The organism is Xanthobacter agilis, assembly GCF_021730435.1.
In the GTDB taxonomy this organism is placed as follows: Bacteria; Pseudomonadota; Alphaproteobacteria; order Rhizobiales; family Xanthobacteraceae; genus Xanthobacter; species Xanthobacter agilis.
In genome coordinates, this window is the sequence record NZ_JABWGX010000032.1 from 1 (window position 1) to 24,263 (window position 24,263).

At 68.8% G+C, this 24,263-nt stretch carries 18 protein-coding genes; 6 read left to right on the forward strand and 12 right to left on the reverse strand.

Features of this window, described 5'->3' with window-relative positions; translation table 11 throughout:
• Positions 1-109: 109 nt before the first annotated feature.
• Complete coding sequence (typA, locus tag HUW53_RS18800; protein ID WP_237347294.1) at positions 110-1,939, reverse strand: translational GTPase TypA; 1,830 nt, start codon at positions 1,937-1,939, stop codon at positions 110-112.
• Positions 1,940-2,105: 166 nt separating this feature from the next.
• Here typA and HUW53_RS18805 point away from each other — a divergent pair, with 166 nt between their 5' ends.
• Positions 2,106-2,534 carry a potassium channel family protein gene (locus tag HUW53_RS18805; protein ID WP_237347295.1) on the forward strand — a complete coding sequence of 143 codons (429 nt, stop codon included), beginning with the start codon at positions 2,106-2,108 and terminating at the stop codon, positions 2,532-2,534.
• A 20-nt stretch (positions 2,535-2,554) separates the two neighbouring features.
• Here the strand turns inward: HUW53_RS18805 and HUW53_RS18810 are convergent, their stop codons facing one another.
• The gene (locus HUW53_RS18810) at positions 2,555-4,030 is read right to left on the reverse strand and encodes a peroxidase family protein (RefSeq protein ID WP_237347296.1); all 1,476 of its coding nucleotides are present in this window, start codon (positions 4,028-4,030) and stop codon (positions 2,555-2,557) included.
• Positions 4,031-4,307: 277 nt separating this feature from the next.
• On the opposite strand from HUW53_RS18810, the gene HUW53_RS18815 reads away from it, so the two are divergent.
• The 3 genes from HUW53_RS18815 (at position 4,308) to HUW53_RS18825 (ending at position 8,645) form a co-directional block, all read left to right on the forward strand.
• Positions 4,308-5,444, forward strand: a complete 1,137-nt coding sequence (locus HUW53_RS18815; RefSeq protein WP_237347297.1) for a helix-turn-helix transcriptional regulator — start codon at positions 4,308-4,310, stop codon at positions 5,442-5,444.
• 230 nt (positions 5,445-5,674) lie between these two features.
• Positions 5,675-7,399 (forward strand): di-heme-cytochrome C peroxidase, encoded by a 1,725-nt coding sequence (locus tag HUW53_RS18820; RefSeq protein ID WP_237347298.1) that lies wholly within the window; start codon positions 5,675-5,677, stop codon positions 7,397-7,399.
• The gene (locus tag HUW53_RS18825) at positions 7,383-8,645 is read left to right on the forward strand and encodes a cytochrome P450 (protein ID WP_237347299.1); all 1,263 of its coding nucleotides are present in this window, start codon (positions 7,383-7,385) and stop codon (positions 8,643-8,645) included. The genes HUW53_RS18820 and HUW53_RS18825 overlap by 17 nt, the downstream gene beginning before the upstream one ends.
• A gap of 45 nt (positions 8,646-8,690) precedes the next feature.
• Here HUW53_RS18825 and HUW53_RS18830 read toward each other — a convergent pair whose 3' ends face one another.
• Entirely contained in the window at positions 8,691-9,407 is a 717-nt protein-coding gene (locus HUW53_RS18830) for an RICIN domain-containing protein (RefSeq protein ID WP_237347300.1), read from the reverse strand.
• Between the two features lie 342 nt (positions 9,408-9,749).
• On the opposite strand from HUW53_RS18830, the gene HUW53_RS18835 reads away from it, so the two are divergent.
• Entirely contained in the window at positions 9,750-10,538 is a 789-nt protein-coding gene (locus HUW53_RS18835; protein ID WP_237347301.1) for a TetR/AcrR family transcriptional regulator, read from the forward strand.
• A gap of 145 nt (positions 10,539-10,683) precedes the next feature.
• Here HUW53_RS18835 and HUW53_RS18840 read toward each other — a convergent pair whose 3' ends face one another.
• The 9 genes from HUW53_RS18840 to HUW53_RS18880 form a co-directional block, all read right to left on the reverse strand.
• Entirely contained in the window at positions 10,684-11,868 is a 1,185-nt protein-coding gene (locus HUW53_RS18840) for an acetyl-CoA C-acyltransferase family protein (protein ID WP_237347302.1), read from the reverse strand.
• 78 nt (positions 11,869-11,946) lie between these two features.
• On the reverse strand, positions 11,947-13,023 hold the full coding sequence (locus HUW53_RS18845; RefSeq protein WP_237347303.1) for a 3-hydroxyacyl-CoA dehydrogenase family protein: 1,077 nt from the start codon (positions 13,021-13,023) through the stop codon (positions 11,947-11,949).
• 174 nt (positions 13,024-13,197) lie between these two features.
• Positions 13,198-14,220, reverse strand: coding sequence for a phosphotransferase family protein (locus HUW53_RS18850; protein WP_237347304.1), 1,023 nt, complete (start codon positions 14,218-14,220; stop codon positions 13,198-13,200).
• Complete coding sequence (locus tag HUW53_RS18855) at positions 14,217-15,434, reverse strand: acyl-CoA dehydrogenase family protein (RefSeq protein ID WP_237347305.1); 1,218 nt, start codon at positions 15,432-15,434, stop codon at positions 14,217-14,219. Before HUW53_RS18855 ends, HUW53_RS18850 begins: the two co-directional genes overlap by 4 nt.
• A gap of 324 nt (positions 15,435-15,758) precedes the next feature.
• On the reverse strand, positions 15,759-16,400 hold the full coding sequence (locus HUW53_RS18860) for a CoA transferase subunit B (protein WP_237347306.1): 642 nt from the start codon (positions 16,398-16,400) through the stop codon (positions 15,759-15,761).
• Entirely contained in the window at positions 16,400-17,113 is a 714-nt protein-coding gene (locus HUW53_RS18865; RefSeq protein ID WP_237347307.1) for a CoA transferase subunit A, read from the reverse strand. The genes HUW53_RS18860 and HUW53_RS18865 overlap by 1 nt, the downstream gene beginning before the upstream one ends.
• 452 nt (positions 17,114-17,565) lie before the next feature.
• Positions 17,566-19,140, reverse strand: a complete 1,575-nt coding sequence (locus HUW53_RS18870; RefSeq protein WP_237347308.1) for a 2-isopropylmalate synthase — start codon at positions 19,138-19,140, stop codon at positions 17,566-17,568.
• A 529-nt stretch (positions 19,141-19,669) separates the two neighbouring features.
• On the reverse strand, positions 19,670-20,224 hold the full coding sequence (locus HUW53_RS18875) for a DinB family protein (RefSeq protein WP_237347309.1): 555 nt from the start codon (positions 20,222-20,224) through the stop codon (positions 19,670-19,672).
• A gap of 231 nt (positions 20,225-20,455) precedes the next feature.
• Entirely contained in the window at positions 20,456-22,951 is a 2,496-nt protein-coding gene (locus HUW53_RS18880) for a carbohydrate-binding family V/XII (protein ID WP_237347310.1), read from the reverse strand.
• Positions 22,952-23,258: 307 nt separating this feature from the next.
• On the opposite strand from HUW53_RS18880, the gene aqpZ reads away from it, so the two are divergent.
• Positions 23,259-23,948: an aquaporin Z gene (aqpZ, locus tag HUW53_RS18885; protein ID WP_237347311.1), complete on the forward strand. Its 690-nt coding sequence runs from the start codon at positions 23,259-23,261 to the stop codon at positions 23,946-23,948.
• Positions 23,949-24,263: the final 315 nt, after the last annotated feature.

Genomic DNA, 24,263 nt, shown 5'->3' on the forward strand with positions numbered 1-24,263 from the left:
TGCGGACAGGCCCCCTTCTGCATGAAACCCAAAAGCCCAAGAACCCAAGAGCCCGCGCGCTCAGGCGCACCCGGCTCTTGGAGGCTCGGCAAACAGCGGGCGGCGGCCCTCAGGCCATCTCGCCCACGCCCTTGCGCTCGTTGCGCTTGCGCTCGTTGGGATCGAGGTAGCGCTTGCGCAGGCGGATGGACTTGGGCGTCACTTCCACCAGCTCGTCGTCCTGGATCCAGGCCAAGGCACGCTCCAGCGTCATGCGGATGGGCGGGGTCAGACGCACCGCCTCGTCCTTGGAGGTGGTGCGGATATTGGTGAGCTTCTTGCCTTTGAGCACGTTCACTTCCAGGTCGTTGTCCCGGTTGTGGACGCCCACCAGCATGCCCTGATACACCTTCCAGCCGGGCTCGATGATCATCGGGCCGCGGTCTTCCAGGTTCCACAGGGCATAGGCCACCGCCTCGCCCTGCTCGTTGGAGATCAGCACCCCGTTCACGCGGCCGGCGATCTCGCCCTTGTAGGGGGCGTAGCCGTGGAACAGGCGGTTCATGATGGCGGTGCCGCGGGTGTCGGTGAGCAGCTCCGACTGGTAGCCGATAAGGCCACGGGTGGGGGCGTAGAACACCAGCCGCTGGCGGTTGCCGCCGGAGGGGCGCATCTCGACCATCTCGGCCTTGCGCTCGCTCATCTTCTGCACGACCGTGCCGGAATATTCCTCGTCCACGTCGATGAGGACTTCCTCGATCGGCTCCATCACCGCGCCGGTGGCCTCGTCCTTCTGGAACACCACGCGCGGCCGCGACACGGCCAGCTCGAAGCCCTCGCGGCGCATGGTCTCGATCAGCACCGCGAGCTGCAACTCGCCGCGACCGGACACGAAGAAGGAGTCCTTCTCGGTGGATTCCTCGATCTTGAGCGCCACGTTGCCTTCCGCCTCGCGGAACAGGCGGTCGCGGATCACGCGGCTCGTCACCTTGTCGCCCTCGGTGCCGGCGAGCGGCGAATCATTCACGAGGAAGGTCATGGTGACGGTGGGCGGGTCGATGGGCTGAGCCGCCAGCGGCTCGGTCACTTCGAGCGCGCAGAAGGTGTCGGCCACCGTGCCCTTGGACAGGCCGGCGATGGCGACGATGTCGCCCTGCACGCCCTCTTCGATGGGCTGGCGCTCGATGCCGCGGAAGGCCAGGATCTTGGACACGCGACCCTGCTCCACCAGGGAGCCGTCCTGCGCCAGCACCTTGATCGCCTGGTTCGGCTTGATCGAGCCGGAGGTGATGCGCCCGGTGATCATGCGGCCGAGGAAGGGATTGGCTTCCAGCAGCGTGCCGATCATGCGGAACGGGCCATCATCCACGGTGGGTTCGGGCACATGCTTCAGCACCAGATCGAACAGGGGCGCCATGCCCTGGTCGGAGGGGCCTTCCGGGCTCTCGGCCATCCAGCCGTTGCGGCCGGAACCGTAAAGGATGGGGAAATCAAGCTGCTCGTCGGTGGCGTCGAGGGCCGCGAACAGGTCGAACACCTCGTTGATGACTTCACCGGCGCGGGCGTCGGAGCGGTCCACTTTGTTGATGGCGACGATGGGCTTCAGGCCGATCTTGAGCGCCTTGCCGACCACGAACTTGGTCTGGGGCATGGGGCCTTCGGCGGCATCCACCAGCACGATGGCGCCGTCCACCATGTTCAGGATGCGCTCCACCTCACCGCCGAAGTCGGCGTGGCCGGGGGTGTCGACGATGTTGATGCGGGTGTCCTTCCAGACCACCGAGGTGGCCTTGGCGAGGATGGTGATGCCGCGTTCCTTTTCCAGGTCGTTGGAATCCATCACGCGCTCGGCCACGCGCTGGTTCTCGCGGTAGGAGCCCGACTGCTTGAGCAATTCGTCCACCAGGGTGGTCTTGCCGTGGTCGACGTGGGCGATGATGGCGATATTGCGCAGCTTCATGAGCTTCCAGCACCAAAACGCGGGTCCGAGATCCTCGGGCCCGCCGGAGAAGAGGGAGTTTTGCGGCGCAAAATACACACAAAGGGCCGAAGATCAATGCACCGCTGGCATTCATTGCCGCGGAATGGCATCTGGACGGGGTCCGCGGAGCGGTCTGGGAGGGTTCATGCAGCTTGGCGAAATCGTCTTCGGCCTCTTGGTCAGCGCCATCACCATCGCCATGCAGGCGGTGCTCACGTTGGCCCTGGTCCGCGCCCTGCAGCGTCGCGCCCTCCACCGCGTGAAGGAACATTCGCTGCCGACCCTGCTCGCCGTCATGTGCGGGGCCGGGGCGGCGCTCACTCTCGGCCATTTCCTTCAGGCCATGGTGTGGGCCGTGCTTTACATCATGGTGGGGGCGGCCCCGGCCCACAATGCCTTCTATCTCGCCCTCCAGAACTTCACGACCCTGGGCTATGGCGACATGGTCCCCTCGCCCGAATGGCGGCTGCTCGGCCCCATCACCGCCGCCAACGGCGTGCTGATGTTCGGATGGTCCACGGCGCTGCTGTACGCGGTCCTGAACCGCGCCGTGCAGGCGCTGCGCCTGTTCTGACCCAACGCCGGAAGCCGCGCTCAGTCGGTGAAAAGGTCCTGCTCGCCCGCCAGCAACACCAGGTCGCTCAAGGTGAAGCGCTCGAAATCCAGGTCGGCGTCGGGGGCCAGGATGGAGCTGTCCGAGGCGCCCACCAGCCGCCACAGGGTTTCCGCCACGATGCGGCTGCCCACCACACCCAGGTGCCGCCCGGCGGGACCGTCCGGCGCACCCGCCTCCGCGAGCAGGTAGAACCAAAGGGGCGTCGCCGCGGAAAACGGCCGGACCGCCGCCCGCTGGCGCTCCGGCAGGCCCGCCAGAAGCGCATCGCCAGCAAGCGGGGCGATTCCCAAGGTCCGCGCCACCGCCTGCCCGGTGGGCAGGCCCAGCCGGTAGCCGTCGAGCAGATGATAGGTGGCGATGGCCGCGGCGGTGCGCGGCGCGCCCGCCAGCTCCGTGTTGAAGGCCCGCGCCCGCTGCGGCGCCCGCCCTTCCAGGGGCAGGAAGCCCTCCCAGCCGATGATCCACTGTTCCGGCAGGCTATCCGGCCCCCGCCCCGCCGTGCCCAGCGCGAACCGCGTGACCAGGGCCCCGCGCGCGATCTGGCGGAAGCTCGGATTGTAGTCGTAGCTGGCCCGCATCATGGTCGGCGCCAGGGCGAAGGCCGCCGCGCAGAACTCCACCGGCATGGCGCGCCCGCTTTCCCCCGCCCCGGTGAAAACGCGCGGCCCCCGCGCGGCGACATCGTCGAGCACGACCGGATCGCAAAGCTGCGCCAGAAGGTCGAACAGCACCATCCATTGGTAGCGTTGCCGCAGGGCGCGCCGCGCCCCCTCGAAGCTGCGCCCGGCCCCCACCAGCGCATTGTGCGCCTTCAGAAAGGCCACATGGAGCTGCGAGAGGATGAGCAGGTCGTCATTGCGCGGATCGCCGCAGCGGGCGACGCGGTCACGCCCGGCATCCAGGCTGCGGGAGAGACGCGGCAGGTCGTTGCGATCGGCCTTGCGCGGCGGCCGTGGCAAGCCGCCGCCGCTGGACGCGACCGGGCCGACCAGCAGACGGGCGAGGTCCGCCGGATCCCGTGGCGCGTCATAAAGACTGTCCAGCTCCAGCCGGCCGGTCCGACGGTTGAACAGGCCCGACACATCGTCGCGCGGCACGAAATCGGCAGCGCGACCGTCGAGCACGCCCATGCGTTCCATCACCAGATCATTGAGAACAAAGGCCAGCAGATAGGTGTAGCCCGCCGGCACACAGCCGTCGCCAGCCGAGCGCACCCGCGGTTCCGGCAGCGCCGCCGCAGGCTCGGCCATGGCCGAGCCGAGCCCAAGCAGCTCGACGATGGTGCGCCCGCCCTCCGGCAGCCGGTGCTCCGCCGCCGCCAGCTCGGGAAACATGCGACAGAAGCCCGCCGCGCTGGGACGCGCACCCGCCTTCAGGGCCATGGCCCGCACGCGCGCGCCGATGGCGTCGCGCTCGGCGGTCCGGAACGGGTCACGCCCGCGGCCCATGTCCATCCCCGTCCTCCACCCACCCGGTCCCGATGTCGTCCGCCCCGGTTGTTCCGGCGTCGATGAAGGCACCACGTCGCATCGCGCCGTTCATCCTCAATATGGGGGATGAATCCGGCGTCCCGATTTTGCAGGTTGGACCCAGTGTGCGATGCTCGGTCAACGCGAGTGACGGCGCGCCGGCGTCGGGCCGGCGCACCGTGGCGCCGCCGTCCGCTCCGGCTGATCCCCCGCCGGCCCGGCCGCCGCGCCACCCGCACGAACCGGCAGGATTGGGGCAGGCATGGACGATCTGGAGCGATATTCGCGGCTCATTCAGAACGTGTACGAGCTCTCGGGCGACCCGGACCAGTGGGCTCTGCTGCTGGCGGACATCACCGACTTCCTCGACGGCCGCGTGACCCAGCTCGCGGTCTACAGCCTGAAGCCGGACCGGCGCCCCACCTGGCGCGTGTTCGGCCACGACCACCAGGACTACCGCACCTTCATCGCCCGCCACGCGACCGAGGATCCCCGCCTGTCCTACATCCTCTCCAACCCCGGCCGCGTCATCTGCGCCGAGGACGGGGTGGACACCGAGCAGTTCCGCGCCACCCCCTGGTTCCGCGAGGTGGTGGAGCCCATGGACCTCGAGCATTCGCTCGTGTCCTATTTCGCCCAGGAAGCGGACGTGATGGCCACCATCGCCTCCATGCGCGGACGCGAGATCGGCCCCTTCGGCGCGCGGGAGAAGCAACGCCTCGGCCTGGTGGTGCCCCACCTGCGCCGCGCGTTCGAATATTACGCTCTGCTCGATGAGGCGAAGGCCAAGGTGGCCGACATCGGCGCCGCCCTCGACATTGTCGACGCCGGCATTTTCCTCACCGACGGCGACCTCAACGTGGCCCATGTGAACCGCGCCGGCGAGACCCTCCTGAAGGGCGGGGACATCGCCGTGCGCGGCGGCCGGCTCGCCTTCAAGGATGCCCGCGCCGGCCGGCAGATGACCTCGGCCGTGACGCAGGCCCTGTCGGCCGCGCGGGGCGAGACCCCCCTGCCCCACGCCGACCACATCGAACTGCCCCGCCACGACGGCGACGCGACGCCCTATCGGGTCTCGCTCCATCCGCTGCCGGCGGGCGAGGGCGCGGCCCGGCTGACGCAACGCTCACAGATCGCGGTGGTGGTGCGCGCACCCCGCCGTAGCGGCGCCGACGTGGCCCGGCGGTTGCAAACCAGCTTTCACCTGACCCCCGCCGAATCGGCGCTGGCGGCGGCGCTGGCGGCGGGCGCCTCGCTCGCCGACTATGCCCAGCAGCGCAACGTCGCCCTCTCCACCGTGCGCAGCCAGCTCAAGGCCCTGTACGAGAAGACCGACACCCGGCGCCAGGGCGAGCTTGTTGCCCACCTGCGCGGCAGCCTCGACCTCACCCTCGCCTGACCGACATCGCCCGTCCCCGCGCGCTGCCCTCCCGAACGTCGCCGCCGGCCGCGCGCCGGAGACCAATGGACGCGGCCGGCGCGATACAACCTGGAACCCTTCTGGATTAGGCTGCGACCCGATCACACGCGAATCTCCATTCACGCGGCCGAGGACGCGGCCTGCCCGCGGTCCATCCAGCCACGGCGCCCGCGGGGCGCAACAGCAAGAGCGACAGCAAAGGGGGCGATATGGTGGGGCGGACAACGTGGATCGCGCTCGGCGGTTTCACCGCGGTGGTGGCCTTGGCGGCGCTGACCGGGGCGGTGGTGCGCAAGGAGCCGGACGGCGCCGGCAAGCACACGGAAAGGGTCGTGCATCTCGACCAAGGCTGGTCGCAGACCCGGCGCGAGGAGTTCTATTACACGCCGCAGGGCAGCCAGCTCCTCCCCTATGCCTTCCTGAAGGCCCTGGAACAGCCCGCCGGCACCGGACTGTTCCTCGACCCCGCTTATGTCGCCGAGACCGGCTACCTGCCGTCCGAAGGCCCCTCGGAACTCAACCCGGACGGCCTGCCCATCGGCTTCGCCAGGGACCCGCATCCCGGCGGCGCGTTCGGCCCGGCGGTGGGGCTCACCTGCGCCGCCTGCCACACCAATGACATCCGGGCGGGCGCCACCCGCATCCGCATCGACGGCGGCGCCTCCCTCGGCGACTTCCAAATGCTCATGGCGCGGCTGTCCCAGGCGCTTGATGCGACGCTTGCCAACCCGGCCAAGTTCCAGCGCTTCGCCGCGCGGCTGAAGGCCGACCCCAAGGCGGTGCGCCCGGCGCTGGAGGCCACCGCCACCGAGCTCCGCCGGGTCAATGCCGCCGGCTGGACCCCCACCGCCTACGGTCGGGGCCGGATCGACGCCTTCGGCCACATCCTGAACGCGGTGGCGGCCGAAGCCCTGGGCCAGCCCGCCAACTTCCGGGTGCCCGACGCGCCGGTGAGCTATCCCTTCCTGTGGACCACGCCCGACCAGCGCTATGCCCAGTGGAACGGGGTGGCCGGCAACCCGATCGGCCGCAATCTCGGGGAAGTGCTGGGGGTGTTCGGGCACCCGTCCATCGGCAATGGCACGCCCGCCAGTTTCACATCGAGCGCCCTCGTCGAAAGCCTGAAGGCCCTGGAGGACTGGGCCGGCGCGCTGAAGCCGCCGCCGTGGCCGCGCGAGCTCGGCCGCGTGAGCCCCTCCCGCGCCAAGCGCGGCGCCAAGCTCTACGCGCAATATTGCGCAGGCTGCCACGGCGGGCCGGACTACCCCCTCACCCCCGCCGCCGACACCATCGGTGGGCGGCAGTGGCTGGCGGTGGAGATGGTGGACCTCGCCACCGTGAAGACCGACCCCAAGATGCTGCAAAACTTCGCCACCCGCACCGCGCAGACCGGCGTCCTCGCGCCCGTGTTCGGCGGCGCCACGGTGGTGCCGGCGGGCAGCGTGCTGCTGGCGGTGGTGGGCAACATCGTCGAGAACGATTTGCGCAATCTCGCCATCTCGGGGGATGCGCGGCTCGCCTATTACGGCTGGCGCTTCGCCCCCGGCAGCGCCAAGCCGCAGTCGGGCTGGACCACGTCGCTCGCCTACAAGGCCGGGCCGCTGGCCGGCGTGTGGGCCACCGGCCCGTTCCTGCACAATGGCTCGGTGCCCACGGTCTACGACCTGCTGTCCCCGCCCCAGGAGCGCCCGCGGCGCTTCTATGTGGGCGACGAGCGCTACGACGCAAAAAAGCTCGGCTATGTCTCGGACGTGGACAAGGTGCCCGAGAAGGACCGCGCCGGACTGTTCCTGTTCGACACCACCCTGCCCGGCAATTCCAACTCCGGTCACGCTTTCCCGGACCCGTCGGTGGCGCAGCTCTCGCCCTCCGACCGCTACGCCATCATCGAATACCTGAAGGTGCTGGAGGGTCCCCATGCCGACGGCAAATAAGACGCCCCGTCCCGCGACGCCCTATCTCGACCGTCTGGCGGCACTGGCGCCGAAGGAGCGCTGGCCGTTCGCCCGCGACCTCGTCACCCGCGACCCGCGCGGCTTCTTCGCCGAGTTGCGCGCCCACGCGCCCATCTTCGAGACGCCCGACGTGACTCTGCTCGCCAAGCGGGCCGACGTGATCGAGGCGCTGTCGGTGCCCAAGGTGTTCACGGTGGACCTCTACCGGCCCAAGATGGGCGACTTCATGCTGGCCCAGGATGAGACGGTGGTGAACTATCGTGACAAGTCCGTCATGCGCGCCATCCTGACCTGGGACGACCTGCCCAAGGTGCGGGCCCTGGTGGGCGAGGTGGCGGACGCCATCCTCGCCGGCGCGCCGGACGGGCGCATCGAGCTGGTGTCGCAATTTGCCCGGATCGTGCCGCTGCGCCTGGTGCAGCGCTATTTCGGCATCGAGGGGCCGGACGCGGACCTGCTGGACTGGTCCTATGCCAACCAGATGGACCAGTTCAACAACCTGCCCTATGACGGCCGCCCCGATGCCGAGGCGATCCACGCAGCCGCGGAAGAATCGCGGGTGAAGCTGCGGGCGCTGTTCGCCACGCTCATTCCGGCGCGGATCGCCGCCATCAAGGCCGGCACCGCGCCCGACGACAGCCTGACCCGCATCCTGAAGCTCAACCTGCCGGAGAGCGCCCATTTCGGCATGGACCGGGTGGTCATCAATGTGGGCGGCCTACTCATCGGCGCCATCGAAACCACGGCGGAAGCGGTGGTGAACGCCCTGGCCGAGCTGTTCGCCCGGCCCGAGGTGCTGGCGGGCGCCCGCGCCGCCGCTGCGCGGGACGACGACAGCCTCGACGGCTATGTGTGGGAAGCGCTGCGCTTTTCCCCCATTGTCGCCTTCATGTTCCGCGAAGCGGCCAGCACCTACACCCTCGCCAAGGGCACCGCCCGCGAAAAGGTGATCGGCAAGGGCACCGTGGTGCTGCCGCTCAGCCTCTCCGCCATGTTCGATCCCGATTTCGTGGAGGCGCCGGAGGCGTTCCGCCCCGACCGGCCGTTCCACACCTATTTGCACTTCGGCTACGGGCACCACGAGTGCCTCGGCCGCTATGTGGGCGCGGTGATGATCCCGGAAATGGTGCGGCGCGTGCTGAAGCGCCCGGCGGCGCGCCCGCTCGGCCCGGTGGACATGGCGGGCACGCCCTTTCCCCAGAGCTGGCCGCTCGCCCTGTCCTGACCGGCCGACGCGACACCGGCTCCGGCCGGCGTCGCGGGAGGCGGGTCAGAACCGCCAGCGCTGGTCGGTGATGCTGCCGTTGGGATTGCGGCCGGAGGCCTCGCAGGTCCACAGCAGCAGCTTGGAGCCATCGGCGACACCCGGCGCGCCGGACACGTCGATGCATTTGTTCGACAACTGGTTGACGATGAAGCCGTTGCGCAACACCCAGCGCTGATCCGTATTGGCGCTGGTTTCGCAATCCCACACCTGGATCGCGCTGCCATCCGCCGTGCCCGGAGCGCCGGACACATCGACGCATTTGCCGGTGGCGACACTGCGGATCAGCCCGCTCTTGGTCAGCTCCCAGCGGTTTGCCCCGTTCATCTTGTCGTTGGCGCAATCCCAAAGGACAAGGTCGGTGCCGTTCGCGGCGCCGGGGCCGCCCGCCGTGACCACGCACTTGCCGGACAGCTCGTTGACGATCGGCTTGCCGCGCGGCGCCGGCGCCTGGGCCGAGATGAGGCAACCGTCGAGCTTGGCCGACCAGGTTTCCTCCGCGTCCTTCACCTTCGCCCGATCCTGCCCCGTGCACCAGTTGAAGTGCCCCTCCCAATTGAGGCCGGCGGGCGTGAACATGCTGCATTTGGCCTTCTGGCCGCGCACGGTCATGGCGACCATGGCATTGGCATAAGGCTCGCAGACGCCCGGCTCGGCCGCCTGCGCGACCTCGAACGCGGGCAGCAGCAGCGCCGCCCCGGCAATGGCAATTGTCCTGAACATGGAGACCGCCCGTTCCCCGGTGGGAATATAAGCGCGGATCCGGCTGCGCGCGGCCATCGCGCCTCGCGGATGCGCCGGCACCTTCGCACCGGCGGCGCCGTCCGCGTGTCATCACCGCCGTCCAAGCTATAGCTTGTCTTGACGGTCCGGCACAGGGACCCGCGCCCGATCCCGCTCAGGACCCGAAACCACGGCCCAGTTCCACCGTCGGCGCCGATCCTCCGAACGCCGCGCCGGAGCGCACTGGCCGCAGCATCGAACGAACGCTCGCTTGACTTTTGGGCGGCCTCGCCTGTCATACATGACGGTTGCGTGGATCGAAGCCGCCGGGGAGACATCACGTTGAGCGAACAGCGGCAGCCCGCCGCAGGCGCGGATTATGCGCTGGAGGCCCTCTGCGGACGCATCTACGAGCGGCACCGCGACACCATCAAGGTACAGAAGCCCCATGTGGCGGTGGCCAACCTCGTCCGCATCGTCGAGGCGGTGCTCACCCTGTCCAACCGGCACGGCTTTCACGCCACCACCCTGCGCGACCTCTCGCGCGCGGCCGGCATCAGCATGGGCGGCCTGTATTCCTACTTCGACGGCAAGGACACGCTGCTGCTGATGATCCTGGAGCAGGTGGCCGACGCGGTCATCGAGGCGCTGGAGGCCGTGCCGGAGCCGGTGCGCGCCGATCCCGCCGAGCATCTGGCCTGGCTCATCGCCACCCATGTGGCGCTCTCGGAGACCATGCAGCCCTGGTTCGTGTTCGCCTACATGGAGGCGAAGGCGTTTCCGCCGCCGGCCCGCAAGGCGGCGGTCGCCAGCGAACTTGCCACCGAGCGCATGTTCGCCCAGGTGCTGGAGGCGGGCGTGCGCGCCGGCTGCTTCAGCGTGGCCGACGTGGACTTCACCGCCACCCTCATCAAGCCGCTGCTGCAAGACTGGTATGTGAAGCGCGGCAAATACCGAAAGCGCGGCGTGAACGCCGCCACCTATGCCGCCCGCGTGAGCGACTTCGTGCTCGCCGCGCTGACGCCGCGTCCGGCGGCAGAGTCGGAAACGCCGCTTCCGCCCAAGGCGTCCTTGCCCGTGGGCAAGGCATCCACCCCCCGAAATCCGACCCGCAAGCGCAAGGTGGACTGAGGCCGCCGCCCCTTCGGCCGGCGCCGAACCGATCACGCCGCGCCGACGTGGCCGCAAGCTCCCGCCGCGGCATGATCCGCGCCTTGGCGCGCCCGCCCCGAGGACCGGGAAGGCCCGACCACACCGGACCTTCCCGCGAAGGGTCTCAGACCCGCTCGACAATGGCGGCGATACCCTGGCCGCCGCCGATGCACATTGTGATGAGGCCATAGCGCTGGCCGGTGCGCTGCAACTCATAGATCGCCTTGATGGCGAGGATGGCACCGGAAGCGCCCACCGGATGGCCGAGCGCGATGGCGCCGCCATTGGGGTTCACCTTGGCCGGATCGAAGCCGAGCGCGCGGCTCACCGCGCACGACTGGGCCGCGAACGCCTCGTTCGATTCGATGAGGTCGATGGCGTCGAGCGGCAGACCCGCCTTGGCGAGGGCGATCTTCACCGCCGGCACCGGACCCATGCCCATCTCGGAGGGATCGACCCCTGCGAGCCCGTAGGAGACGAGCCGCGCCATGGGCTTCAGGCCCTTGGCCTTGACCGTCTCGCCGGTGGCGAGGATCACCATGCCGGCGCCGTCATTGATGCCGGAGGCGTTGCCCGCCGTGACCGTGCCATCCTTCTTGAACACCGGGCGCAGCTTGGTCATGTCGGCCACGCTCACCTCGGCGCGCACATGCTCGTCGGTGTCGAACACCACGGTGCCCTTGCGGGTGGTGATCTCCACCGGGGCGATCTGGTCCTTGAAATGGCCGGCGGCGATGGCGGCGGCGGCCCGGCGATGGCTCTCCACCGCGGCCGCGTCCTGGTCCTCGCGGGAGATGGCATAGCGCGCGGACACGTTCTCGGCGGTGACACCCATGTGGCCATGGCCGAACGGATCGGTGAGCACGCCCACCATCATGTCCACCGCCGTGGTCGCGCCCATGCGCTGGCCCCAGCGGGCGGCGGGCATCAGGTAGCCGCCGCGGCTCATGCTCTCGGCGCCGCCGGCGAGGGCGATATCGGCATCGCCCAGCTTCAGGAGCTGGGTGGCGTTGACGATGGCCTGGAGCCCCGAGCCGCACAGGCGGTTCACGGTGAGGGCCGGCGTCTCCTGGGGCACGCCCGCGTCCATGGCCACGACGCGCGAGACGTACATGTCGCGTGCTTCGGTGTGGATCACGTTGCCCACCACCGCGTGGCCGACATCGGCCGCCTCGATGCCGGCGCGGGCGATGGCCGCCTTGGCGGCATGGGCGCCGAGGGCGGTGGGCGGGATATCCTTCAGCGCACCGCCGAAGTCGCCGATGGGCGTGCGGGCGCCGGAAACGATGAAGACCTCGGTCGTGCTCATTGGGGGCTCCTCCGGGAACCTGTGGGCGAAGGCGTCGCCGCCCCGCGTCGGGAGAATGAAGCGCTTATGGAACCGATCTCAGGCCGCCGCCACCGGCGCGAACGCCGGCACCGGATGATGATCGCGGGCGCACAGGGCCCCCACCGCCGCCTCGACGGCCACGGCACCGTAACGGTGCATGAGGGCGAACGGCCCCTCCTTGAACTTCAACGCCAGCACCGCGCCCTGATCCACGGCCGCGGGCGCCGCCACCTGCTCGGCCGCGAGTTCCAGCGCCGGCAGCGCCAGCGCGCCCAGCAGGCGCCGCTCCACGAGATCGAGATCGGCGCCGGCCACGCGATCCTCCAGCGGCCAGTCGGCGCCGGTCTTGGCCTGGGCGTCGAGAAGCCGGCTCGTGGTGTAGAACGGCCCCAGCGACGCCAGATTGGTCATGGCATGGGCCGAGACGGCCGGGCGGATCAGGTTCATCACCGTGAACGGCCCAGCCGCGGCGCCGAGGCGCTCCTGCGCCACCTGGTCCACATCCGCTGGGCCGGCGATGCCGTCCTCCACGATCCGGGTGGCCTCGTTGTAATAGGGGCAGAAGAAGCGGTTGATGGCAAAGCCCGGCCGGTCCTTGCACGGCAGCGGCGTGCGGCGGGTCGCTTCAAGGAAGGCCAGCGCCTGTTCCACCGTGGCGTCGGCGGTCGCCGCAGAGCGCACCACCTCCACCAGGGGCGAGACTTCCGCCGGGCTGAAATAGTGCAGCCCCAGGACCCGCGGCGCGAAGGAAAAGCCCTGCGCGAGATCACCCACCTTCAAGGCGCTGGTGTTGGTGGCGAGGATGGCGGACGGGGCCAGATGGGCCTCCAGTTCCGTGAACAGCGCGCGCTTCACCGCAAGATCCTCGAACACCGCCTCGATCACCACGTCGGCGGCACGAATGGCGGAGAGCGTGGCCGCCGGTGCGAGACGGGCCAGGGCGGCGTCCGCATCGGCCTGCGACAGGCGGCCATTCTTCACCCAGCGCCCATAGACATGGGCCGCGCGCGCCTTCAGTTTGTCCACGCCGTCGGGCCTCTGGTCGAACACCAGCACGTCGAGCCCATGGCGCGCCGCGTCGAGGGCGATACCGCCGCCCATGAGGCCGGCGCCGATGACAGCCAAACGCTTCATTCCCGTTCCTCCCCGCCGGCCCGGACGCCACCGGGCTCCGCCGCTTCGCACGCGGCCGGTCGCCGGCCACCGCCCCTAAATTGTATCAAACGATTGTTTGGTTCGCACCCCATACCCCTCCCCGCCGAGGCGCGCAATGGTTTGGGAGCGCCCGCAGGTCGCGAACCGCGCCGCTCAGCCCTCGGTCAGCGCCGCGGCGCGCGCCGCGAAGGCGGCGGCGAGGCGGCCGGTGTCCCCGGCATTGGCGGAATTGGCGTTGCCGGCCTTGGCGCGGGCGGCGATGCCCTCGAAGATCACCGCCCAGCGGAACAGGGCAAAGGCCATGTGGAAATCGGTGAGCGCCTGCCCATGGCGCGCCACGGCATCATATTGCGCCACCACATCCCGCAGCTCCGGGATGCCGAGGTCTTCGAGATCCAATCCCGCGATGCCGCCATATTCGTCCGGTCGCGACACCCAGGCCATAGCGCAATGGGCGAGGTCCGCCAGCGGATGGCCAAGGGTGGACAATTCCCAGTCCAGCACCGCCACCACCTCGGGCTTCGTGGGATGGAACATGAGATTGCCGATGCGATAATCGCCATGCACGAGGCTGGTGGTGTCGTCCGTGGGCAGGTGCGCCGGCAGCCACGCCACAAGGTGGTCGATATGGGCATCCTCACGGGTCTTGGAGAGCGCCCACTGCCGCGTCCAGCGCCCGATCTGGCGGGCGAAGTAATTGCCCGGCTTTCCGAAATCGGAAAGGCCCACCGCCGCGACATCCACATTGTGGAACGCGGCAAGGGTCCGCGCCATGGCGCCATACATGGCCCGCCGCTCCCCCGGCGCGACGCCCGGCAGGGTGCAGTCGTGGAACACCCGCCCTTCCACTTTTTCCATGACGTAGAACGGCGTACCGATGATGTCCCGATCGGCGCAAGAGGCGAGCGCCGGCGGCACCGGTACGTCGGTCTGCGCCAGCGCGCGGATGATGCGGTATTCGCGATCGACCGCATGGGCGGACGGCAGCAGATTGCCCGCCGGCTGCTTGCGCAGCACCAGGGCGCGGTCGTCGTAATCCACGAAATAGGTGGGGTTGGACTGTCCCCCGGCGATGGGGGTGAGGCGCGGCGCGCCGACAAGGCCCCCCACCTGCGCCTTCAGATAGGCATCGAGGGCGGCGGGATCGAAACCCAAACGATCGCGCTCCAGGCTCATGCCACGCCCCCCGCCACCGGCCAGCGCCAGAAATCGCCCTGTTCCTTGTCCAGGAAGCGGTTCAGCACCATCTGGTGGACCTCGTCGGCGCCGTCCACCAGCCGCGCCTGACGGGCGTAGCGATAGACCCACTCCAGGACCGTGTCCTTGGAATAGCCGCGCGCGCCGTTGATCTGGATGGCGGTATCGGCCGCCTTGTGCAGCGTGTTGGCGGCCTGGATCTTGGCCATGGACACCTCCTTGCGGGCGAGGCCGCCGCGATCCAGCTCCCACGCCGCCTTCATCACCAGAAGGTGGCCGATCTCGATCTCCATGGCGAGCCGGCCCAGCATGAGCTGCACGCTTTCCCGGTCGGCCAGCCGCACACCGAAGCCGTGGCGCTCGGCGGCATAGTCGCGGGCGATCTCCACGCAGCGGGCGGCGAGGCCCAGCCAGCGCATGCAATGGGTGAGGCGCGCCGGCCCCAGGCGGATCTGCGTCACCTTCAGGCCCCTGCCGACGCCCAGCAGAATGTCTTGCGGCGGAATTTCCAGCCCGTCGAACTCCAGCTCGCAATGACCGCCGTGCTCCTCCGGCCCCATGATGGGAATGCGCCGCAGGATGCGCCAGCCCGGCGCGTCGCGATGGAAGGCGAAGGCGGTGAGGCCGGTGCGCGGATCATCGGACATGCGGGCGATGACGGTGAAGTGGGCCGCCTCCTCCGCCCCGGTGATGAACCATTTGCGGCCATACAGGCGATAGGCGCCGTTGGGCTGGGCCTCGGCCCGGGTCAGCATCATGCCGGGGTCGGAACCGCCGCCGGGATGGGGCTCGGTCATGGCGAAGGCGGAACGCACCCGGCCTGCCACGATGGGGGCGAGCCAGCGCGCCTTCTGGTCGGGCGTGCCCACCGCCTCGAACATCATCATGTTGCCGTCGTCGGGGGCGGCCGAATTGAACACCACGGGGCCGAAAATGGAGCGGTTCATCTGCGGGTAGCACACCGCCATGCCCACCCGGCCCACGCCCAGCCCGCCGCTCTCCCGCTTGAGCTGGAGGCACCACAGGCCGGCGGCCCGCGCCTTCGCGCGCAGCGCGGCCAGCAGGTCGGCGCGGATGTTTTCGTGCGCGTCGTAGGCCTGCGGATCGCCCTCGTGGGGCAGGATTTCCGCGGCCACGAAATCGGCGATGCGGGCGCGCAGCGCCTCAAGCTCGGGGGAGATGGCGAAATCCATGGCGTCTCTCCGCTTTCGCCGGGGCGTTGCCTCGCCCCCGGCCGGCACCGGGAGGGCGCCCCGAGACCTTCGGAACATCCCGCGGCGCAAAAGGCTCGCCCGTAAATTTCGAGCGAGCGCTCGTTTTCTATAGGAGCAAAGAAAGGCACGCAAGAGCCCGCCCCAGCCCACTCGGGAGAAGGCGGGCGACGATGGTGGCTTGCGGCAACGGCGTCCGGCCCCGCCAGCAACACCGGTCGCAAACGCAAAGCGGGCGGGATGGCCGCGCCACCCCGCCCGCAGATCACGCCCGGCGCGCGCCCGGCGGGCGCGCGATGCCGGTTCTCAGAGGCCGACCTCGAACTTGGCGGCGGTCTTGGCCTTCACCTCGTCGAGGCTGACGCCCGGCGCCAGTTCCTTCAGCACCAGCGCGCCACCACGCTTGGTGAACTCGAACACCGCAAGGTCGGTGATGACGAAGTCGGTGACATGGGTGCCAGTGAGCGGCAGGGTGCAGCGCTCCACCAGCTTCGGCGCGCCGGACTTCTCCACATGCTCCATGAGCACGATCACTTCCTTGGCGCCGGCCACCAAGTCCATGGCGCCGCCCATGCCCTTCACCATCTTGCCCGGCACCATCCAATTGGCGATGTCGCCGTGCTCGGACACCTGCATGGAGCCGAGGATGGACAGGTCCATGTGGCCGCCGCGGATCATGGCGAACGAATCGGAGCTGGAGAAATAAGCGGTCTCCGGCACCTCGGTCACGGTCTGCTTGCCGGCATTGATGAGGTCGGCGTCTTCCTCGCCCTCATAGGGGAAGGGGCCGATGCCGAGCATGCCGTTCTCGCTCTGGAACGTCACGGTCATGCCCGGGGGCAAAGCGTTGGCCACCAGGGTCGGAATGCCGATGCCGAGGTTCACATAAAAGCCGTCGCGGATCTGCTGGGCGGCGCGGGCCGCCATCTCGTCACGGGTCCAGGCCATCACTTCACCTCTTCGCGCTTGCGGGTGGTCACCTTCTCGATCCGCTTCTCGGCGTCCTTGGAGACGATGATGCGGTCCACATAGATGCCGGGGGTGTGGATGTGATCGCCGTCGAGTTCGCCGACCTCCACCAGTTCCTCGACTTCCGCCACCGTGATCTTGCCGGCGGTGGCCATCATCGGGTTAAAGTTGCGGGCGGTCTTGCGGTAGACGAGGTTGCCCGCCTTGTCGGCCTTCCATGCCTTGACGATAGAGAGGTCCGCATGCAGCGCGGTCTCCAGCACATACATGTGGCCGTCGAACTCGGCGGTGGGCTTGCCCTCGGCGATCACGGTGCCGTAGCCGGTCTTGGTGTAGAAGGCCGGGATGCCGGCGCCGCCGGCGCGGATGCGCTCGGCGAGCGTGCCCTGGGGGTTGAATTCCAGCTCCAGCGCGCCCTCGATGTAGAGCTTCTCGAACAGCTTGTTCTCGCCCACGTAGGACGACACCATCTTCTTGATCTGGTCGTTGGCGAGCAGGATGCCAAGGCCGAAATCGTCAATGCCGCAATTGTTCGAGATCACGGTGAGGTGCTTGGGGCCGAGATCGCGAATGGCGGCGATGAGGTTCTCGGGGATGCCGCAGAGCCCGAAGCCGCCGGCCATGATGGTCATGCCGTCGGCGACGATGCCGTCGAGAGCACTTTTCGCGTCAGCGAAAACCTTGTTACGCATCGATGAAGTCCCTCCGTGGAGCCGGTTTTCCCCCGATCAGTTCGGCGGCCTCGCCGGCGAAGGCAACCGTGACCCGCTTCATCTGTCTCGCGACATGGACAGGCGCTTCCCCTGGAACCCGGAACCCCGAACACAGGGCGAGGCTCTCGACGATCACCGGGAAGGGACTTTCCGGGCCCATCGGGCAGCGCCCGCGCGCCGTGGCGAATGGCGGCGGTCGTCGTGTGTCGTAATGCGCGTCGCCGATCATGCCAAGGGGTTGAGAGAGGTCTTGACGCGGGATAGGGGAAAACACCCGACGCCGCCCAAAATGCTGCACTGCGAAGGAGTCGCCGCGCCCGCCGCTTCGGCGCCATGCCCGGACGACGCGGGCCGCGCGCGGATGGAACACCCCTCCAAACGCAAACGCCCGGCCGAAGCCGGGCGCCTGTCGCTCTCGCAATGATGCGCGATCAGCCGACCGCCGTCTGCGGATTCACGCTCTGGCGCTTCATCTGCAACTTGTTGAGGGCGGTGACATAGGCGCGGGCGGAGGCCACCAGGGTGTCGGGATCGGCGGCACGGGCGGTCACCACCTTGCCATCCTCCTCCAGCCGCACCGAGACTTCGGCCTGGGCGTCGGTGCCCTCGGTTACCGCATGCACCTGGTAGAGCTCCAGCTTCGCCGTGTGGGGCACCAGGGCCTTGATGGCGTTGAAGGTGGCGTCCACCGGGCCGTTGCCCTCGGCCTCCTCGGTCTTCACCACGCCATCCACCTCCACCTTCATGGTGGCGCGCTGTGGCCCATGGGTGCCGGCGATGATGGACAAGGAGATGAGCTTGATACGGTCATAGGCCGCCGCGATGCCCTGGTCCACCAGCGCCTCGATATCCTCGTCATAGACCACCTTCTTGCGGTCGGCGAGGTCCTTGAAGCGGGCGAAAGCGTCGTTCAGGGCGTTCTCGCCCAGTTCGTAGCCCATGGCCTTGAGCTTGTCGCGGAAGGCGGCGCGGCCGGAATGCTTGCCCATCACCAGCGAGGTCTTGGAAACCCCGACGCTGTCGGGGGTCATGATCTCGTAGGTCTGGGTGTGCTTGAGCATCCCGTCCTGGTGGATGCCGCTTTCATGGGCGAAGGCGTTCCGGCCGACGATCGCCTTGTTGTACTGCACCGGGAACGAGGTGACCGCCGAGACCAGCTTGGAGGCGCGGGTCAGCATGCGGGTGTTGATGCCGGTCGCGTAGGGGAAGGCGTCGGAGCGGGTGTCGATGGCCATCACCACCTCCTCCAGCGCCGCATTGCCGGCCCGTTCGCCGATGCCGTTCACCGTGCACTCGATCTGCCGCGCGCCGCCGGCGATGCCGGCCAGCGAATTGGCCACCGCCATGCCGAGATCATTGTGGCAATGCACCGAGAACACCGCCTTGTCCGAGTTCGGCACCCGCTCGATCACGGTGCGGAACAAGGCCTGGTATTCGGCCGGCGTGGTGTAGCCCACCGTATCGGGAATATTGATGGTGGTGGCGCCGGCGTCGATGGCCGCCTCCACGCAGCGGCAGAGAAAATCCATCTCGGTGCGGGTGCCGTCCTCGGCCGACCACTCCACGTCGTCCACATGGTTGCGGGCGCGGGAGACCGAGGCCACGATCATCTCCAGGACCTGGTGCGGCTCCTTCTGGAGCTTGTACTTCATGTGCACCGGCGAGGTGGACAGGAAGGTATGGATGCGCCCGCGCGCGGCATTCTTCACTGCTTCGGCGCAGCGGTCGATGTCGTTCAGCGCCGCGCGGGAGAGGCCGCAGATGGTGGCGCGCTTGGCGCGGCGGGCAATCTCGGACACGCTCTCGAAATCGCCGATGGAGGCGATGGGGAAGCCGGCCTCGATGACATCGACGCCCATGTCGTCGAGCAGCTCGGCGACCTGGAGCTTCTCCTCGAAGGTCATGGAGGCGCCGGGGCACTGCTCGCCGTCGCGCAAGGTGGTGTCGAAGATGATGACGCGGGCCTTCTCCGAGGCGGGAGAGGAGCTGTTGGCGGTGTCGGTCATCGGAATGGTCCTTCTCGCATTCCGGCGGGCGCCGTCTCCATCCCGGAGATCAGGGGCGCCACAGGGGCCGGATCATAAGCCGAAACGAACGCCGGTTCTTCTCCCGGCGGCGGATCAGGTCCCCTGAGCGCCCAGGCATGGCCCGGCCGGCCCTCAGGGGCGGCTAAGGAGAAGAAGAGCGCGCAGAATAAGAGCGTTGTTCCCCGGAACCTTGATGATTCGGGGGGCAGAGGCGGCGATCTTGGTCGTGCGGGACGACACGGGCTCAGCTCTCGGCGGTTGCGCTCAGGAATTGTCCTGATACCCGAGCCACGCGCGCAAAGCAAGGGGTTGTCATGATCAGCGGTGCCCCGCCCCGGCGCCTCAACCGATGGTCCCGATCTTGGCGCGCCCGCGCGCCGGCCGCCCCGTCCGAGTTCCAGAACCGCCGCGTCCCCGGCGCGCCGATCCGATCGGGGAACACCGTCTCGGTCTTGAGATGTGTGGGGCGGCTCAACAGGCAGATGGCGTCGATCCGCCCGGCTCGCCCTCAGGCCCTCGGCTGTTCCCGCTGGAAGACGATGAGGTCCAGCGATGGCGCTGCCGCGCGACCACCGAGCTGCGCGAGCAGGGTGTGGGCCTGCCCGCGATGATGAGTCTGGTGGTTGAACACATGGTCGAGCGCGCTGGCACAGCTTTGGCTGAACGATTGGCCGCTGCTGTTGGCATAGGTGAGCGGCGCCACCAGACGCGCGGCATCGAGCGCCGCGACGAACGCCGTCAGGCGCGCGTCTTCCGCCACCCGCAGGGGCAACAGCCGCGCAAGATCCGTCTCCAGCAGGGTGTCGAGCGGCGGCTGCGGCGCGCCCGTGGCCAGCAGCCGGGCAAGCCAGATCCGATCGGTCACCACCAGATGGTTCAAGGTGCCCAGGATCGAGCCGAAGAAGGCGCCCATGGGCTTGGCGCACGCTTCCGCGCCCAGCTCCGCCGCAGCCGCATAAAGGCGGGCGTTGGCCCAGGCATTGTAGGCGGCAAGCTGGCGATAGCTGCGGACCGCGTGCGAAGGACTATCCCCCGCTGCGGTGGAAGACCACGTGTTGGTCATGGCACGTCCTTGGGCATGGCAAGTCGTCGGGTCGATGCCGCGGGTTCGGCGCTGCGGGGGATCCCGACCGCCGAACCGGGCCGCGTTCGCGCCTCGTCGAGGCGGTGGGCTCGGGCCCGAAACCGGGAGGCGATGTTCGGAAAGACAGGCGGCCATGTTCGCCCGCCCGTCGAAACGGACCTTCACCGGACGCGGTGCGCCCGGTGAAGGTCGCCAGGATGGCGCGTGACGTTAGCGACGGAACCCGCCACCGCCATGGAACCCACCACCGCCGAAACCGCCGAAGCCACGGTCGAAACCGCCGCTGCCGAAGCGATCACCGCCGCCGAAGTCGTCGCCGCCAAAGCGATTGCCGCCGCCGAAATTGTCCACGCGTTGCTGACCCCAGGAGCGGGCCTGCGCCTCGTTGTCCAGGTTCCGCGTGTTGTAATTGTTGTCCACGTCGTGCCAGCCGGTCCCGGTGTTGCGGTTCCAGCCGGTATCCGAGTGGCGATAGACGTTGCCGTCGTGGTCCACCATCACGTTGCCGTTGTTCCAGGCGGCGGCGGTGTTGGTGTGGGTATCCACGGCGGCGCCGCGGCTGTCCACGTTCACATTGCCATGGTTGTCCGTCACCGCGGTCTGCGACGCGTGCGCGGTCCCCGTCGCCGGGTTGTAGCCCGCCGATTCGCGACCCGCCGCGGCGTTGCCGGTATAGGCATTGCCCACGGCGCCGGCGCGCGAGGCACCCTCGGCACCGGTGTAGGGGTTGGCGTGCGCCCCTTCGTGGCCCGCGGCCCAATTGCCCGAATAGGGATTGAACGCCGCCGCGCCGCGCCCGGTGAAGGCGGTGCCATTGGCGGTGGTGCCGCGATAATCACGCCCGGCCCACTCGGTACCGTTCCAGGTGGTGCCCCAGGCGTGGTTGACCGTGGCGGCGCCGCCCCAGCGGCCATAAATGTTGGTCTGGTTCACGTTGGTGTAGCCCCAGTGGCCGCCCCACGGACCCGGACCCCAAGGACCAGGCCCCCACGGATGCGGTCCCCACGGGCCGGGACCCCACGGACCCGGACCCCAGGGATGCCAGTACGGTCCCCAATAGGGGCCCACCGCCACGCTCCACGGCCAGCCGGCGGCAAAGCCGAAGGCGAAGCCCTCCGCCGCGCCGAGGGCGAAGCCGGCGCCGAGGCCGTAGGTGACCGGGCAGGACACCCAATAGGTGCCCACATAGCCCGGGCAGGAATAGCCGGTGCCGTAGACGACCGTGCCGCCGGGCGCCAGCACCACGCCCATGTAGCCGGGCGTGTAGCCGACCACCACCGTGTCCGGCGTGTTGCCGTAGATGCGCACATAGGTCACGTAATGGACCGGGGAGGAAACCGGGATCGTATAGATGGTGTCCGGCACCACATCGGCGACGCGCCACGGTCCCATGGGCGAGGCGGCCACGAACCAGATGCCGTTGGCGACCGCGTAATAGCGCTCCGCATTGAAGCGGATCACCGGAACCGGTGTGTTCAGGGCGTAGGATAGCGCGGTGCCGGAAATGGTCTCGAACCGCGGCGTGCCGTCATAGACCACGTTCAGCGGCACGTCGCGCTTCACGGTGGCGGTCTGCGGAATGGTGGCGGCGATGGCCGCTTCCTTGGCCTGCGGCGTGCCCGCCACCGAGACCAGCACGTTCGCCTTGGGATCGTTGGGGTTGATCTTGGCGAAGTCCTTCGGCAGCGCGTTCGACGCCACGAAGCTCCACGGTCCCTTCAGGTCGCCGGCGGTGAACCAGCGGCCGGCGATGAGGACGTAATAGCTGTTGCTGGTGGTCTCCAGGAACACGGCGTGGTCGGCGTTGTTCATGGTGAGCAGGTTAGTGCCCACCACCGGCAGCATCTGCGGCTGGCCCTCGGTCTGGATCAGCTCGGAAGGCTGGGTGGTGACCAGGATCGCCGGCGGCGGGGTGATGGCCTTGCCGTCTTTCCCCAGCAGCGGATCGGCCGCCAATTCGTCGGTCGCCGTCTTGGCGGCGGCGGTGAGCGCGTCGGACACCTTGGGCGTGATCACCCAATTGCCCGCAAGCGCGGTGGACTCATACCAGGTTCCGGCGGCCTGGAGGTGATAGCCCCCGGCGTCGTCCACCAGCAGCAGCGGGCGGGTATTGATGACCCGCTGGAAGCCGGTGACCCCGGTGATGGGCTTCAGCACCGGCTGGCCGGCTATGGGCACCTGCACCGTGGCGGTGGTGGTGAACAGGATCTGCGGCGGGGTGTTGTCCACCGGCTGGGTCTTCAGCTCCGCCAGCTCCTTGTTCACGGCGTAGCTCGCCTGAAGCTGGTCGAGGGGAATGGTCATGCCCTCGGACGGCAGATGGGCCTGGAGGGTGCTGCGGATGAGGCTCGCCTTGCCCGGCTCGGTGGGCACCTCGACGCCGGTGATGGCGAAGCTGGCGAGATGGACGAGACCGGCCGGCTTGTCCACCGCGACCCGGCTCGTGAAGCGCACCATGCCATAGGTCGGCGCGCCCGACTTCGGACCGAGGGCAACCGCCGCGCGGCCGCTCATCACATCCCCATCCCAAGCGTCGATCTGGGGCTGATAGAGCTGAAGCTGGCTGTCATCGGGCAGCGGATAGGTGCGCGGCCACGATGGCGGCTGTGCAACGGCGGTGCCCTGGCCGGCGCTCTGGGGCGCCGCCGCCGGCTGCGCCGGCGCCGGCGTGGCGCCGAGAAGCGCAATCAGCGCTGCCGCCGCCATCGCCGGCCACGCCGGGCGACGGTCTCTGGCGCGCGCAACACAGGTGCCGCTGGGTGGTGACCACATCATGGATCTTTCCTCTTCGCCTCGGCAACAAAAGGGGCGCCCAGACCTACCATGTTCTTATCTGGGCGTCTGCCCACAGCCGGCGGGCAAAGCTGGCGGAATCCGGCCGGAAGGCCCCCCGTTCGCATCGCGCCGCAGCACCGGAAAGCGGCGCATTTTTCTTGAGCGCAACCGCGACTTGAGCTTACCTCGAACGGCTCCGATCCACTCTCATGCGAGCGCGCGCTGACAAGGAGATGACATGAACAAATATGTCGCCGAATTCATCGGCACGGCGGTCCTGGTCTTGTTCGGATGCGGATCCGCTGTACTCACGGGCTATGGCGCCGCGCCCATCGGCATGCTCGCCATCGCGTTCGCCTTCGGCCTCGCGGTCACCTCCATGGCCTATGGCATCGGCCATATCTCCGGTTGCCACATCAATCCGGCCGTCACCATCGGCGTGTGGGCGGCGGGGCGCATCCCGGCTTCGGAAGTGCCGCTCTACTGGATCGCCCAGGTGCTCGGCGGCATCGCCGGCGCGGGCATTCTCTACATCATCGCCTCAGGCAAGCTCGCCGGGTTCGATGTCTCCACTGCCGGCCTTGGCCAGAACGGGTGGGGCGAGGGTTATCTCGGCGGCTATGGGCCGGGGGCCGCCATCGTGGCGGAGCTGGTGGGCACGTTCGTGTTCCTGGTGGTGATTCTCGGCTCCACCTCCAAGGCCGGCATCACCCAGGCGGCGGGCCTCGCCATCGGCCTGTCGCTGGTGATGATCCATATCGTCTTCATTCCCGTCACCGGCGTGTCGGTGAACCCCGCCCGCTCCATCGGCCCGGCGCTGTTCGCCGGGGGCAAGGCCATCAGCCAGCTCTGGCTGTTCATCGTGGTACCGCTGGTGGGGGCCTATCTCGCGGGCCTTCTGTTCAAGCTGAAGGTGCTGGAGGACTGACGTTTCCCCGGCATGGGGCATTCGGCCAGCGCCACCACGCGCCGGTCATCTCTCGGCCCCTTGGCCTCCGGGTGCGCCTGCGGGCCGGCAGCCGACAATGAGACATCACCACCGATGCCTTCGGCGGCAGCGAAGCCATGCGCACGCGTCCGTCGCGCGCCAAGCGACGGCCTTGAACGGACACGGGCGAAGAACGCCTCATCTCATGCCCCACATCGACCGGCATCCGTAAAAAAAACCGGGCGCAAGGATGCCCCCGGGGTCGTCTTTCATAAGCCCCCTCGCGAGGCGCGGAATGCGGCGGGCGGCTCCAGC